A 14,576-nucleotide genomic window follows, 5' to 3' on the forward strand; every position below is an offset into this window, starting at 1 on the left:
AATCATATATAGAACACAAAAACAATCGAACAGCGTTCATTACCCAAATTTATATCATTTTACTAACTGACAATGAAACTTTAGCTGTAAAACGTCTCCAGCAAGTTGTTTGATCAAAGACTTACCAGCGCGATGTCTTCGTGTACCTGGCACTTCTTTGAGACCAATAGCTTCAGAGAGAAAAACTCTCCCCCATACAACAATGAATTATGGACAGCTAACTAGGACAAATAAGATGAAAAAGACTCTAATTGCTCTTTCTGTATCTGCAGCAGCAATGGCAACTGGCGTAAACGCAGCTGAACTTTACAACCAAGATGGCACTTCTCTAGAAATGGGTGGCCGCGCCGAAGCTCGTCTATCTATGAAAGATGGCGACGCTCAAGACAACTCTCGCATCCGTCTAAACTTCCTTGGCAAACAAGAAATCAGCGACAAACTATACGGCGTTGGCTTCTGGGAAGGTGAGTTCACTACAGCGGACTTTGACGAAGATGGCAAAGACATCAGCGGTGAAGACTCTCTAGACACTCGTTACGCTTACGCTGGTCTTGGCGGCGCATGGGGTGAGTTCACTTACGGTAAAAACGAAGGTGCACTAGGCGTTATTACAGATTTCACAGATATCATGGCATACCACGGTAACTCAGCAGCTGACAAACTAGCAGTAGCTGACCGTTCAGACAACATGATGTCTTACAAAGGTCAATTCGATAACCTAAGCGTGAAAGCAAGCTACCGCTTCGCAGACCGTGTAGAGCAAAATGGTCACTACTCAGACAATGACCAAGATGGTTACTCTCTATCTGCAATCTACGGTCTAGCAGACACTGGCCTTGAGCTAGGTGCTGGTTACGCAGATCAAGACGAAGCTAACGAATACATGCTAGCAGCATCTTACACTATGGGTGATCTATACTTCGCTGGTGTATTCACTGACGGTGAGAAGATGACTGATGACTTTGCTGGTACTGTTGACTACACAGGTTACGAACTAGCAGGTGCTTACACTGTAGGTCAAACTGTATTCACAACAACGTACAACAACGCAGAGACAAACGACGAAACTTCTGCAGACAACATCGCGATTGATGCTTCTTACTACTTCAAGCCTAACTTCCGTGGTTACGTTTCGTACAACTTTAACCTAATCGATGCGGGTGACACCTTAGGCTCAACTAAAGCTAATGGCCCAGCGACTAAGATCGATGCAGAAGACGAACTAGCTCTAGGTCTACGTTACGACTTCTAATTCCTGTCTTTAGACGTGAATACTAAGTGCCCGCATCTTGCGGGCATTTTTTATCCTCAGTTAACAAGTCGTACTCTTCATTTCCTTATTATGGTCTCATTAATAATTGGTGAGAAAACCATTTATCCTCCACCTAGCATCTTGGGGGAACTTGGGTATACTCAACTACATAACTCACGTTAGAAAGTATCTCTATGCGTATACGTTGGTCCCTATTTTTCCTTTCCCTGCTCAGCCCATTAGCAACGCAAGCATACCCACATCAGGAGCTGCTGCCTGAAGGCGCACGGATAAGTCTGGTTGCTGAAAAGCTCACTGATAATGCAGAACTTTCCGGTATTCACCCAACAGAGCAACTATTTCCACCAGCAAGTACGCTAAAGATAGTAACCGCTTTAGCAGCCAAGTTGGAGCTGGGTGATAACTTTAAATTTCGTACTAAGCTTGAAGCCTCTAAATCAGATGCAGTGATCACTTTTGTTGGTGACCCAACACTGCTGACGAAAGATTTAGAAGATCTTCTTACCCTAGCTAAAAAGAATGGCTTAAAACGCATTGACGGCGACTTGTGGCTCGATAACAGCGTGTTTACTGGTTATAACCGCGCTGTCGGTTGGCCATGGGATATTCTTGGTGTGTGTTATAGCGCTCCGGCGTCCGCCATCACACTGAATAAAAACTGTGTGCAAGCGTCCATTTACACACAGAAAGATGGCGGAACTCGGGTGTTTGTCCCCGAACATCAACCGATCCATGTAAAAAGCTCGGTAGAGACGGTAACACGTGCGGTTCAGAAAAGTCGGCACTGTGAGTTAGATCTTCTACCTAATCCAGACAATCGCTATGAGCTAAATGGTTGCCTCGTCGCGAGAGAAAAACCGTTACCTCTTAAGTTCGCGGTCCAAGATCCTGAAATGTATACCAGCAAAAAGATCGCAACGCTGCTTGCTCAACTCAATATTGAACTTAAAGGCAGAATAAAGGTAGGTTCTGCCCCTAAGAAACAGCGTAAACTATTCGCACTGCATCAATCTCAGCCATTGCCTGTTTTGCTGGATCAGATGCTAAAACGTTCTGATAACCTGATCGCCGATACGCTGACGAAAACGCTTGGTGCGAAATTTTTTGTTCAACCCGGCAGTTTCGCCAATGGCACAGAAGCCATAAAACAAATCATCTTCGCGAATACGGGGGTCGACATTCGACAAGCACGCCTGGAGGATGGGTCTGGGCTGTCGAGAAACAATCGAATATCCGCAACCAAAATGGCAGAGATACTGCGCTACATCTGGAAGAATGAGAAACATCTCAACCTTATTGCAATTATGCCAAAGTCAGGGGAATCGGGTACGCTTCAATATCGACAAAGCATGCGTAATGCACCGATTAAAGGACAACTGATTGCCAAAAGTGGATCTTTATACGGGACTTATAATATGGCGGGATATGGGCTGGATAAAAATGGCAAACCGAATACCATCTTTGTTCAGTTTGTCTCTGATTACTTCCCAGAGAAACAAGAGGGTGGCAAACCAGCTGTCGCCCCGATTACAAGCTTTGAGAAATTGTTTTATAACGATGTGGTGAACTTTAGTCAGGCGATGCCTAAAAAGTAGTTTGACACCGTTAGTCACTGCTAAACAAAAAAAGCGCCCTATTCGGCGCTTTCATTTTGCTCAGTTAATCATTACTGAATCGTAATACGAGCGAATTTACGTTTACCAACTTGGAATACGTAAGTGCCTGCTTCTGGTGTGAATTTGCTGTCTGCCACTTTCTCACCGTCAATCTTAGCCGCGCCCTGTTTGACCATACGCATCGCATCTGAAGATGATGGACATAAACCCGCTTCTTTTAGTAGGTTACTTACCGGACGACCTGCTTCGAACTCAAATTCTGGCATTTCATCAGGGATTTGGTTCTTAGCAAAACGGTTAACAAACTCTTGCTCCGCAGCATCAGCGTCCGCTTCACTGTGGAAACGTGCAATAATTTCTTTCGCCAGTAGCACTTTGATGTCGCGAGGGTTCTTGCCTGCATCAACATCGGCCTTGAACTGGGCAATCTCTTCCAGCGGACGGAAAGACAGAAGTTCGTAGTAACTCCACATCAAGTCATCAGAGATCGACATAATCTTACCAAACATCTCGCTTGGCGCTTCACTGATACCAATGTAGTTGTTTGCAGACTTAGACATCTTCTTCTCGCCGTCCAGACCTACAAGAAGAGGCATCATCAGTACGACCTGAGGCTTCTGACCGTGAGATTTTTGTAGCTCGCGGCCCATTAGCAAGTTGAACTTCTGGTCGGTACCGCCAAGCTCAACATCTGTTTCCATTGCCACTGAGTCCCAACCTTGCAGTAATGGGTACATGAACTCGTGAATAGCGATTGGCTGACCACCTGTGTAACGCTTTTTAAAATCATCGCGTTCTAGCATTCGAGCAACCGTTTGGTTGGCTGCTAGACGAATCATGCCTTCAGCACCAAGCTCAGATAACCACTCTGAGTTAAATTGAATCTTGGTTTTTGCTGGGTCTAGAATCTTAAACACCTGCTCTTTGTACGTTTCTGCATTACGCAGTACGTCTTCACGGCTAAGTGGTGGACGAGTTGAGTTTTTACCTGTCGGGTCACCAACCATTGCAGTAAAGTCACCAATCAGGAACGTCACTTCATGGCCTAACTCTTGGAACAAGCGAAGCTTATTGAAAATAACCGTATGGCCCAGGTGGATGTCAGGTGCCGTTGGATCCGCGCCCAACTTAATACGTAGAGGACGACCTTCTTTTAGTTTTGCGATCAGCTCTTCTTCTGGAATCAGCTCTTCAACACCGCGCTTAATCTCGGCTAGTGCAGCTTCAATGCTCGCCATTCTTGTTCACTCCCACAGATTTGGCAAAATATAATAGCTGGACATATTACTTGAATAGCGATGCATTTTGAAACACGTTAGACTAGGTAGTTGTCATTTTTTATGTTTAATTTAGCAAACAAGTACGTCATGCATTCGATTTTTGTCCGACTTCCACTCTTGCACAAAGTATTGATCGGTTTTTTTAGTGCGCTGATCATCTTCGCACTGTTCTTTTTACCCGATCCGCAAGAACTTAACCCACAGCAAAGCCGCTTAAAAGTAGGGCAATCTTATCCTGTGCCAATTTCTTTGGAATTGACGACATTAAACAGGACCTCTTCCACCTCTTCGATTTTACGCTGGGAGACCTACAAAGTTAAAAATGGTGAAAGTGCGGCCATTCTCTTTAGTCGAGTCGGTTTATCTGCGCGTGTTCTGCATGAGCTGGTTTCCTCAGACAAAGAAGTGGAAAAGCAATTAACACGCCTTCGACCAGGTGACAGGCTGCAATTCGGTTTTGATGAAAACAACAACTTAGTTCAATTACGACGAACATTGAGTGCTTTCGAAACCTTCCGAATTAAGCTACAAAATGGCAAGTACGTTTCTGAAATCGATAAAAAAGAGGTCGATTATCAATACAACTTTGCCGAAGCAACCATAAAATCTAACTTCTGGAATGCGGGCATTTCTTCGGGCTTAAACGCGAACCAAATAATGGAGTTAGCCGGTATTTTTGGCTGGGATATCGACTTTGCGTTAGATATTCGTAAGAACGACACGTTCAAAGTGCTGTATCAGGAAGAGGTTGTCGAAGGGGAAGTGATTGGACGCGGGAAAATTATCGCCGCCGTTTTCAAAAACCAGGGGGATACCTTCACTGCGATTCTGGATGAAAAATCGGGTAAGTATTACGATGAAAATGGTCGAGCAATGAAGAAAGCATTTTTACGCGCGCCTCTGGATTTCCGTCGTGTAAGCTCGAACTTCAACCCTCGCCGTCTGCATCCTGTCACCGGCAAAGTTCGCCCTCACCGAGGCACGGATTATGCCGCCCCCGTAGGTACGCCTATTTGGGCTGCCGGTGATGGTGTCGTACAAAAGTCGTCATACAACAAATTTAATGGTAACTATGTGTTCATCAAACACAGTAATACCTACATTACGAAGTATTTACACCTAACCAAACGTACCGTTAAAACTGGTCAACGCGTTAAACAAGGCCAAACTATTGGTACATTAGGTGGTACAGGCCGAGTAACAGGCCCTCACCTTCACTACGAGTTCCTAGTTAACGGCGTGCACAAAAACCCGCGCACGGTTAATTTACCTCAATCAAAATCGTTAACTGGGCAAGCAAGACAAACCTTCTTAGCGAATGCGAAAATCAACATGGCTAAGCTCGACCGATACAGCGAGCTTTTAACCATGAAGTAAGCAGCTCGAACAGAGAAAGAGGCGATTTATATCACCTCTTTCTCTGATCCAATCACCTCATCAGATAAATGCTCTCTCCCCAACATAAGTAGGCAGGGAGTTAACACCAACGTCAGCAATGTAGCAAAAGCAAGCCCACCTGAAACAGCGGTTGCTAACTGAGACCACCACTGGGTGCTTGGCGCACCGAATTCTATTTTCTGATTAATCAAATCGATGTTCATCTCCAGCACCATTGGCAGCAGGCCAAGAATCGTCGTGATCGTAGTAAGTAATACCGGGCGTAGACGCTGCACACCTGTTCTTAGGATCGCATCACGCTTATCCAACCCGCGTTTGCGTAGCTGATTGTACGTATCAATTAAGACGATGTTGTTGTTCACTACAATTCCCGCTAATGCAATCACGCCGATACCCGACATAATCACACCGAAAGGTTTCTGGAATATCAACAAGCCCGCAAAAACACCAACCGTCGAAAACAATACCGCACTTAGAATAAGAAACGCTTGGTAGAAGCTGTTAAACTGGGTGATTAAGATCAACGCCATACCAACCAGCGCCACGATAAATGCGTTGAATAAGAACGCAGAGGAGTTTTCCTGCTCTTCGTTTTGACCTCGGATTTTAAACTCGACTCCCTCAGGCAAGGCTAAACCTTTCAGCGCTTCTTCTACTTTCGGCAGTTCAAGCGCTAGATTATAACCTTCTCTAATATCCGCAAACACGCTGATCACTCTGTGCCCATCAACACGACGGATCGTGTCCTGTTTATGTTCAGGAATAATGCTGGCGAAATTGGTGATCGGAACCAGTCCAGCAGCGGTTTTAACCCGCAACTGATCAAAGCGGCCAATATCACGCTTATCCTCTGGGTAGCGCACTAATATATCGACTTCCTCAGACGAGTCATCCGGCAGATACTCCCCCAGTTTTAAGCCGTTGGTAACAAACTGCACTGTGTTACCAACCAGCGTGGCGTCTGCTAAGAAGCGGGCGGCATCGTCACGGCGAATATCGATCTGCCAGTCGATACCGTCTTTGCTCGAGTTATCACTGATATTGGTAAAGGCTGGGTAAGCATCCGCCCAATGACGAACGATTTTAGCTCCCTCATCTAGCCCAATGAGCGTTGAACCAGACATTTCAATTACCAAGTCGTGCTCGGTTGGTGGACCCGCTTCCGGAAACTTGTACTCTATTTCCACTCCAGCATACTGGTCTGTGGTTTGTTTTAGTTCATCAATAATGGTTTTCACCTTACGACGATACTGCCAATCCACAGGTGTGATCTGGATTAAACCAATCTCATCATCACCACCAGTTTTGGTATAGACGCTTTCAAACTCGTCATGCCCCAACATCACCGATTCAACATTACGCATGATTCGGTCTTTCTCATCGATAGATAAATCGCCGTAGGAACGCACTTTAACGGTAAAAAATGGTGGGTCTACTTCGGGGAAAAACTCCGCACCTAGTCCCGCTTTAACGTAAGTAAAGCCGACGCCAACCGAGAGTAAGATTGCACTCAGAAAAATCTTTAACGGATGACGCAGCGCCACATTCAGCGTTTGGTAATACAGCTTAGTGATACCCGTAGCTTTGTCATAATCGCCTTCATGTAGAGCAAGCATTTTCTCGTGTTGGATAGGCGAGACGTTTTGAGGTTTACCGATCAGACTACCTAGCACAGGCACGAATAACAGCGCCATCGCCAACGAAGCGGCCAACGTCGCGATCAATGTCAGCGGAAGATACTTCATAAACTCGCCAGTAACATCCGGCCAGAATAATAGTGGAGCAAAGGCAGCCAACGTCGTCGCCGTCGAAGCCGTGATCGGCCAAGCCATACGCTTTGCAGCATCGCGATACGCTTCTTTGCGCGGCACTCCTTCTTGCATACGCCGATCGGCAAACTCGGTGACCACAATCGCCCCATCAACCAACATACCAACCGCCATGATCAGCGAGAATAAGACAATAATGTTCACTGTCAGGCCAAACACAGCCAGCACCAGCAAGCCAGTAAGGAATGAGCCAGGAATCGAAATACCGACCAGCACTGCAGTGCGAACACCGAGAATCGCAATAATCACAATGACGACCAAAATGATTGCCGACAAGATGTTGTTCTGCAGGTCGTTGAGCATCATCTTGACGTCATCTGACTGGTCCCTGGTGTATTTCACCAGTAGGTTATCCGGCCATTGTTCTTGATTTTGCGCTTCGGTCATCACCGCTTTGATCAACGCTACCGTCTCGATGATGTTTTCGCCCGCACGCTTTTTCACATCGAGGACAATCGCAGACTTACCATCCAAACGTGCATAACTCTCTGGGTCACGGAATGCACGTCTTATCGTCGCTACATCACCAAAGGTAATGACTTGCTTGCCATCGACTTTAACTGGCAATTCAAGCACATCTTTTAGCGACTCAAACACCGACGGCACTTTGACGGAAAATCGGCCGTAACCAGTATCAACAAACCCCGCAGCCACCACTCGGTTGTTTAATGCGATCAAGTTGTAGATATTCGCCTGATCCAGACCATAGCTTTCCATCAACAACGGATCGACGATGATCTCAACGATATCTTCTCGGTCACCAGCAATATCCACTTCCAAGATCTGTTTATAGCTCTCCAACTTGTCTCTTAATTGGCGTGCAAGATGTACGATGGTTCTCTCCGGCACGGTTCCGTAAAGCACCACCGATAAAGCCGGCTCCTCAGAAGCTAAAGTGACTTCATTGACGGTAGGTTCATCACTATCGGCTGGCAATTTAGGCTTTGCCAAGTCAACCGCATCACGGACTTCAGCCATGGCTCGGTCAAGATCGACGCCAACGCTGAACTCCAGCACTACCGACGCGTGCCCTTCAGATGCCGTTGCGGTCATCTCTTTGACCCCTTCGATAGAGCGCAGTTCTTGTTCTATAGGGCGAACGAGCAAACGCTCAGCATCGGCAGGTGAGATACCTTGGTGACTTACAGATACATAGATAATTGGGATCGTGATATCTGGACTCGATTCTTTCGGAATCGTCAAATAGGTTAGTACGCCAGAAATCAGAACAAAGACCAGCAACACCATCATGGTGCGTGTGCGTGATAAAGCGGCGTCGATCAAACTTAACATATCGTCCCCACTTACAATTCTTGCTTAACGGCAATTACTTCATCACCATCACGCACAAAGCCCTGACCAGTAGTGATAATGTCGACTTGCTCCCCCAGCCCAGTTAGCCAAACACCGTCCTGCTCTGCTTTAACTAATTGAATAGGGATGAACTTTACCCTTTGATTTTCTATGGTTTTTACACCTAAATTGCCCGCCTCATCGAGTGCAAGCATTGCTGGGGTTAACTTGATCGCTGGTTGTTGTTTGAGGTTTAAATCAACCTCGGTGCTGATCCCAGCAGGAATCAACTGTTGAGGGTTTGGTAATAGGATTTCAATCGGGAAAGTGTTGGTTGCTGGCGAGGAGACCCGTGAAATATAGTTCACCGTGCCTTCCACCATTTCACCAGAGATAAACTTGACTTTTGCAGGTTGATTTAACGACAACTCCTGAATATGGCGCTCACTGACATCCGCCTCAATCACTAGGTTGGCTAGGTCAATAATGGTCGCAACCGGATCGCCAATACCGACAAAATCGCCCGTTTCGATAAATAGATGATCGATAATACCGCTGAAGGGGGCGGTTACATTAGTGTTTCTCAACGCAATCTTAGCGTTTGTTACTTGAGCTCTTGCTTCCACCAAAGAAGCTTCTGCATTACTGAACGCGACCTCCCCTTGCAGGCCTTTATTCTTTAACGACTGGGCCGCGTTGAATTCCTTTTCACGTACTTTAAGCAGTGAACGCGCGCGCTCCAGTTGGATATCGAGATCGCCTTTATCAATTTGCGCTATCGCTTGTCCTTGCTTAACCGACTGACCTTTTTCAACCTTGAGTGCAATGATTTTACCGGCAATTTCTGCACCTAGATTCGCCTGTCTGTCTGGCGCGGTGCGACCGTACAGTTCGATCGTTTTATAGGTATTTTGCGCGGTAAAAGTTTGGTAGGAGACTTTTGCCAGAGGAATATCTTGCGATGAACTCTGTGGTGGCAAGTCGTCGGCTTGTAGTGCGCCAAGCCCTAACCAAGTAGAGATCAATAAAATGATGAACAACGACACGATATAAGGTCGTTCAGCGAAAAATCGCGTGAATGAGAAACTAGCCATAATAATCTCTTGCAATAAGCAATGATGCGAGAATTAATTCAATATACAAATCAATCTTAGTCGAATAATTTATGATACGAATTAACTTCTTAAAAGAAAATAATAGCGGCTTGGATTCTTAACTAGGTCGCAATTTCAGGAAATTTATCAGTAAATAAAACAAAGGCTGCAAAAATGCAGCCTTATGAATAACTTATCAGAGATTAAACGCTGAATGATGCACCACAGCCACAAGTAGTTGTTGCATTCGGGTTGTTAACGAAGAAGCGCGCTCCCTCTAAGCCCTCAGTGTAATCCACAATGCCGCCGATAAGATATTGTAAACTCATAGGGTCAACAACCAGTGTAACACCACTGTTTACGATGGTTGTGTCACCGTCATTCACATTCTCATCAAAAGTGAAGCCGTATTGGAAACCGCTACAGCCACCACCGGTAATGTATACGCGTAATTTCAATGCTGGGTTTTCTTCCTCTGCAATCAGCGCTTTAACGCGAGATGCAGCAGCATCAGAAAATGATAATGGTACGTTTACTTCGCTCACGAAAAACCTCTCTCACTCGTGTAATGCGTCGAGCCTGAAGCAAGACGTCAATTTGTGCTTATTGGGTACGATTATCTAATACCTGACCAACTCGTTCAAGTATTCACCGCTGATTCTTTATATTGGATAGTTAATATTACATTGCGAAACAACACATAAATTAAGCAAAACGTTTCTAAGTTGATTATAGCTAGGTACAATGCGCACCACTTGGTCCGAGCAATCAAAAGAGGATAACCCCATGACCAAATCATCAGAACTGTATGACAAAGCCCAGAAAACCATTCCAGGCGGTGTAAATTCACCTGTTCGTGCATTCAACGGCGTAGGCGGTTCTCCGCTATTTATCGAACGAGCAGACGGTGCTCTGATTTTTGATGCCGATGGTAAGGCGTATATTGATTACGTCGGTTCTTGGGGGCCAATGATCCTTGGTCACAACCATGCAGTGATTCGCGAAGCGGTAATCGGCGCTGCACAACGCGGCCTAAGTTTTGGTGCGCCTACAGAACTGGAAATTTCAATGGCTGAGCTGGTTTCTCAACTTGTGCCATCGATGGAACAACTCCGTATGGTTAGCTCTGGTACCGAAGCAACCATGAGTGCGATTCGCCTTGCGCGTGGTTTCACTGGCCGCGACAAAATCATGAAGTTCGAAGGTTGTTACCATGGCCACGCCGACAGCTTACTTGTAAAAGCAGGCTCTGGTGCGTTGACACTTGGCCAACCAAGTTCTCCAGGTGTGCCTGCAGACTTTGCTAAACATACCCTAACAGCAACATTTAACGATCTGGATTCAGTTCGTGAACTATTTGCTGCAAATAAAGGGGAAATTGCTTGTATCATCGTCGAGCCTGTAGCAGGCAACATGAACTGTATCCCGCCAGTAGAAGGCTTCCATGAAGGCCTGCGTGAAATCTGTGACCAAGAAGGTGCTCTACTGATTTTTGATGAAGTAATGACAGGCTTCCGTGTCGCACTTGGCGGCGCTCAAGCGTACTACAGCATCAAACCAGACCTGACAACATTAGGTAAAGTGATCGGTGGCGGTATGCCAGTTGGTGCTTTCGGTGGCCGTAAAGAAGTAATGCAATATGTCGCTCCAACAGGTCCTGTATACCAAGCGGGTACTCTATCTGGTAACCCAGTAGCGATGGCGGCAGGTTTTGCCTGTTTGAATATTCTGAAAGAAGAAGGCAATGAAAAACGTCTGGCTGAAAAAACTAAGCAGCTAGCGGATGGCTTTAAATCTCTGGCAGAAAAGCATGGTATTCCACTAGTAGTAAACCAAGTGGGTGGCATGTTCGGCTTCTTCTTCACTGACCAAGATAGCGTAACCTGCTACGAAGACGTGACAAAATGTGACGTTGAGCGCTTCAAGCGTTTCTTCCACCTGATGCTGGACCATGGTGTTTACCTTGCGCCTTCAGCATTTGAAGCAAGCTTCACATCTCTGGCTCACGGCAGCAAAGAAATCGATGCCACGCTAGAAGCGGCGGACCGCTGTTTTGCGACACTGGCTGCTGAAGCGCAATAATCTTGCCGAGACAGTAACAACCAATTTAAAAAGGACCTTCTCGGTCCTTTTTTATACCCATCACAGTAAATAAGTGTTCAGAAATAGCGTAGAAAAAATGCTTGAGAACAAGGCAAAATTTTTCGATAAGTAGTTACTCTACAATCAAAATTTTTAACAAAGTTATCAAGCATATTAACCAGCTAGAATGAGCAGTTATTTACTACGATTGGTATTATCGCCAATTCAAAATAACTAAGATAACGAATACACCAACCACTATACCTAACCAAGGAGTGCGCTTGGCTTTTTTCTCGTTATGACACGACTTGTCACCATTGCAACAACCCATTTTAGATCTCCTGATTGATAACCGACTGATTTGTCGTCATTATAACAAGGTATGCTACTAGGCTCTAATTCCACGGTATTATAAGATCGGTAGTGCATGCCGTAATAAAGGTTCAAAGCCCGTGTTATAAGCTAGAAACCGTCAATGTCATCCGTAATTTGGACTTATCTTATGCCAAACAATCTGAAGATCACGTCGAGTCATCGCGTCCTAATGATCGCTCTACTCGCCGCTGCTTTTGCTTGCTACTTATTAGTCGAACCTTACATCAACTCGATCGTAATGGCATTCATCATTTCATTACTCATGTTCCCTGTACACGAATGGTTTGAGCAAAAAATGCCTAATCATAAGAACACGTCTTCGTTACTGTCTTGTGTAGTACTGACCTTTATTATTGTGATTCCTCTGCTGTTTGTTTTTGCAGCTATCGTTCAGCAAGGCTCCTTGTTTTCGCAAAACACCTATAAATGGGTAACGAATGGCGGTATTCAGGATATTTTCCAACACCCTTTAGTGGTCAAGGCATTAGCATTAGTTAATGAGTACTTACCTTTCGATAAAGTTGAGCCCAAAGCCATTGCGGAAAAAATTGCCCAGTTCGCCACATCATTTGGCTCAAACTTGGTCACCATCAGCGCAAAAATACTCGGTGATGCGACAAGCTTCTTAATGGACTTCTTCCTTATGTTGTTTGTCCTGTTCTTTTTGTTGCGTGATCACGACAAAATAATTTCTGCCATTCGACACATTCTTCCCCTCTCACGCAGCCAGGAAGACAGAATCCTGAGCGAAATTGAGCAGGTATCAAAGTCAGCCGTAATGGGATCATTTCTTACCGCCATTGCACAAGGTATGGCGGGTGGGATTGGTATGTGGCTAGCAGGTTTCCCGGGGCTATTCTGGGGCACAATCATGGGCTTTGCCTCATTCATTCCTGTCGTGGGTACTGCTTTAATTTGGATACCAGCTGCGGCTTACCTTTTCCTAACGGGTGACACCACTTGGGCAATATTCCTAACCGCATGGAGTGTGGTTATTGTCGGCTCAATTGATAACTTGTTGCGTCCATTACTGATGCAAGGCAGTGCGGGAATGAATACCTTAATGATTTTCTTCTCACTATTAGGGGGCTTGCACCTGTTTGGTTTAATCGGTCTGATTTATGGACCGCTGATTTTTGCCATCACCATGGTGCTATTTAATATTTATGAAGAAGAGTTTCAAGACTTCCTAAATCAACAAGACAACAGCTAGTCAATCGTTAATCACTTCAAGCTTGGGCCAGATTGTGAGAAAATCTGGCCCTAATTATTTCTGATGAACCAAGTTTATGTCTGCTTATATCGCTCCAAGTCAAATAGCACAACGCCAACTGGAATACTTCCAAGGAAAGCATGTTTTAGTCGCGGGTGAAGTTGAAGATCTGTTCCCTGTAGAGCTGACCTCCCACTGTGAATCTGTGGAAGTTTTTACTTCTAACTACAGCTATTACCGCCAAATTCGTACATCTAACAAAATCAAAAGCCACTTTGGCTCAGAGTTTGACATAGATACCCAAGCAGACATGGTTTTACTTTACTGGCCAAAAGCCAAAGCTGAAGCTGAATATTTACTCGCTATGCTCATGGCGAAACTTGGCGTCGATACTGAAATCGTTGTGGTTGGTGAGAATCGATCCGGTATCAAAAGTATCGAAAAGATGTTCAAAGACTACGGTCCGATCAATAAATACGACTCAGCACGTCGCTGCTCTTTTTACTGGGGGCAGTGTGTAAATGAACCCGCGCCATTTAATCAGCTCGACTGGTTTAAGTCCTACACTGTCAGCTTAGGAGACCAAACACTGCTGGTTAAAAGCTTGCCTGGGGTATTCAGCCATGGCGAATTCGATCTAGGTAGCCAGTTGTTGCTGGAAACATTACCGCCATTGTCCGGTAAAGTGCTCGATTTTGGTTGTGGCGCAGGAGTGCTTGGCGCATTTATGGCGAAAGCCAACCCTGAAATAGAAATTGAGATGTGCGATATCAATGCCTACGCAATCACCTCCAGCCAAGCAACACTGCAAGCTAATGAATTAAAAGGTAAAGTATTTGCTTCTGACATTTATTCAGATACGGCAAACGACTACCGATTTATCATCAGTAATCCGCCTTTCCATAGTGGTCTGGATACGAATTACAATGCAGCAGAAAGCTTACTTGGTGATGCACCAAGATACCTTCAAAAGCAGGGGGAAATGGTTATCGTGGCGAACAGTTTTCTGAAGTACCCGCCAATTATTGAAAGTGCTTTCAATAATTGCGTGACGCTAAATAAGACGAAAAAATTCTCAATTTATTACGCTAAAAAACCGTAACCCTCCTCCGCGCAGGCGACA

10 protein-coding genes are annotated in these 14,576 nt (G+C 45.3%); 6 read left to right on the top strand and 4 right to left on the bottom strand.

All coding sequences use genetic code 11. The features are described from left to right. Positions 1–235 precede the first annotated feature (235 nt). Both L3V31_RS06260 and dacB read left to right on the top strand, forming a co-directional pair. Positions 236–1,252, top strand: a complete 1,017-nt coding sequence (locus L3V31_RS06260) for a porin (RefSeq protein ID WP_237315259.1) — start codon at positions 236–238, stop codon at positions 1,250–1,252. Positions 1,253–1,446: 194 nt separating this feature from the next. Next, positions 1,447–2,868, top strand: coding sequence for a serine-type D-Ala-D-Ala carboxypeptidase (gene dacB / locus L3V31_RS06265; RefSeq protein WP_237315260.1), 1,422 nt, complete (start codon positions 1,447–1,449; stop codon positions 2,866–2,868). A gap of 71 nt (positions 2,869–2,939) precedes the next feature. On the opposite strand, the gene tyrS is transcribed toward dacB, so the two are convergent. Then, complete coding sequence (gene tyrS, locus L3V31_RS06270) at positions 2,940–4,127, bottom strand: tyrosine--tRNA ligase (protein ID WP_237315261.1); 1,188 nt, start codon at positions 4,125–4,127, stop codon at positions 2,940–2,942. A gap of 129 nt (positions 4,128–4,256) precedes the next feature. Between tyrS and L3V31_RS06275 the strand changes: the two genes are divergently transcribed. Then, a complete protein-coding gene (locus L3V31_RS06275) occupies positions 4,257–5,546 on the top strand; it encodes a peptidoglycan DD-metalloendopeptidase family protein (protein ID WP_237315398.1) in 1,290 nt (429 codons plus the stop codon). Between the two features lie 26 nt (positions 5,547–5,572). Here the strand turns inward: L3V31_RS06275 and L3V31_RS06280 are convergent, their stop codons facing one another. The 3 genes from L3V31_RS06280 to erpA all read right to left on the bottom strand — a co-directional run bounded on the left by L3V31_RS06280 (position 5,573) and on the right by erpA (position 10,328). Continuing rightward, positions 5,573–8,689 (bottom strand): efflux RND transporter permease subunit, encoded by a 3,117-nt coding sequence (locus L3V31_RS06280; protein WP_237315262.1) that lies wholly within the window; start codon positions 8,687–8,689, stop codon positions 5,573–5,575. Between the two features lie 11 nt (positions 8,690–8,700). Next, positions 8,701–9,783, bottom strand: coding sequence for an efflux RND transporter periplasmic adaptor subunit (locus L3V31_RS06285; RefSeq protein WP_237315263.1), 1,083 nt, complete (start codon positions 9,781–9,783; stop codon positions 8,701–8,703). Positions 9,784–9,986: 203 nt separating this feature from the next. Next, positions 9,987–10,328: an iron-sulfur cluster insertion protein ErpA gene (erpA, locus tag L3V31_RS06290; protein ID WP_014232903.1), complete on the bottom strand. Its 342-nt coding sequence runs from the start codon at positions 10,326–10,328 to the stop codon at positions 9,987–9,989. A 241-nt stretch (positions 10,329–10,569) separates the two neighbouring features. On the opposite strand from erpA, the gene hemL reads away from it, so the two are divergent. The 3 genes from hemL (at position 10,570) to rsmC (ending at position 14,555) form a co-directional block, all read left to right on the top strand. Then, positions 10,570–11,865, top strand: coding sequence for a glutamate-1-semialdehyde 2,1-aminomutase (hemL, locus tag L3V31_RS06295; protein WP_237315264.1), 1,296 nt, complete (start codon positions 10,570–10,572; stop codon positions 11,863–11,865). A 502-nt stretch (positions 11,866–12,367) separates the two neighbouring features. Next, entirely contained in the window at positions 12,368–13,453 is a 1,086-nt protein-coding gene (locus L3V31_RS06300) for an AI-2E family transporter (protein WP_237315265.1), read from the top strand. 76 nt (positions 13,454–13,529) lie between these two features. Next, a complete protein-coding gene (gene rsmC / locus L3V31_RS06305; RefSeq protein ID WP_237315266.1) occupies positions 13,530–14,555 on the top strand; it encodes a 16S rRNA (guanine(1207)-N(2))-methyltransferase RsmC in 1,026 nt (341 codons plus the stop codon). The last annotated feature ends 21 nt before the right edge of the window (positions 14,556–14,576 follow it).

The sequence above is a fragment of the Vibrio sp. J1-1 genome (assembly GCF_021728395.1).
In the GTDB taxonomy this organism is placed as follows: Bacteria; Pseudomonadota; Gammaproteobacteria; order Enterobacterales; family Vibrionaceae; genus Vibrio.

Coding starts and splice junctions, on each gene's coding strand:
- hemL (WP_237315264.1), top strand. CDS start 10,570: ATGACCAAATCATCAGAACTGTATGACAAAGCCCAGAAAACCATTCCA.
- rsmC (WP_237315266.1), top strand. CDS start 13,530: ATGTCTGCTTATATCGCTCCAAGTCAAATAGCACAACGCCAACTGGAA.
- tyrS (WP_237315261.1), bottom strand. CDS start 4,127: ATGGCGAGCATTGAAGCTGCACTAGCCGAGATTAAGCGCGGTGTTGAA.
- dacB (WP_237315260.1), top strand. CDS start 1,447: ATGCGTATACGTTGGTCCCTATTTTTCCTTTCCCTGCTCAGCCCATTA.
- L3V31_RS06300 (WP_237315265.1), top strand. CDS start 12,368: ATGCCAAACAATCTGAAGATCACGTCGAGTCATCGCGTCCTAATGATC.
- L3V31_RS06285 (WP_237315263.1), bottom strand. CDS start 9,783: ATGGCTAGTTTCTCATTCACGCGATTTTTCGCTGAACGACCTTATATC.
- L3V31_RS06275 (WP_237315398.1), top strand. CDS start 4,257: ATGCATTCGATTTTTGTCCGACTTCCACTCTTGCACAAAGTATTGATC.
- L3V31_RS06260 (WP_237315259.1), top strand. CDS start 236: ATGAAAAAGACTCTAATTGCTCTTTCTGTATCTGCAGCAGCAATGGCA.
- L3V31_RS06280 (WP_237315262.1), bottom strand. CDS start 8,689: ATGTTAAGTTTGATCGACGCCGCTTTATCACGCACACGCACCATGATG.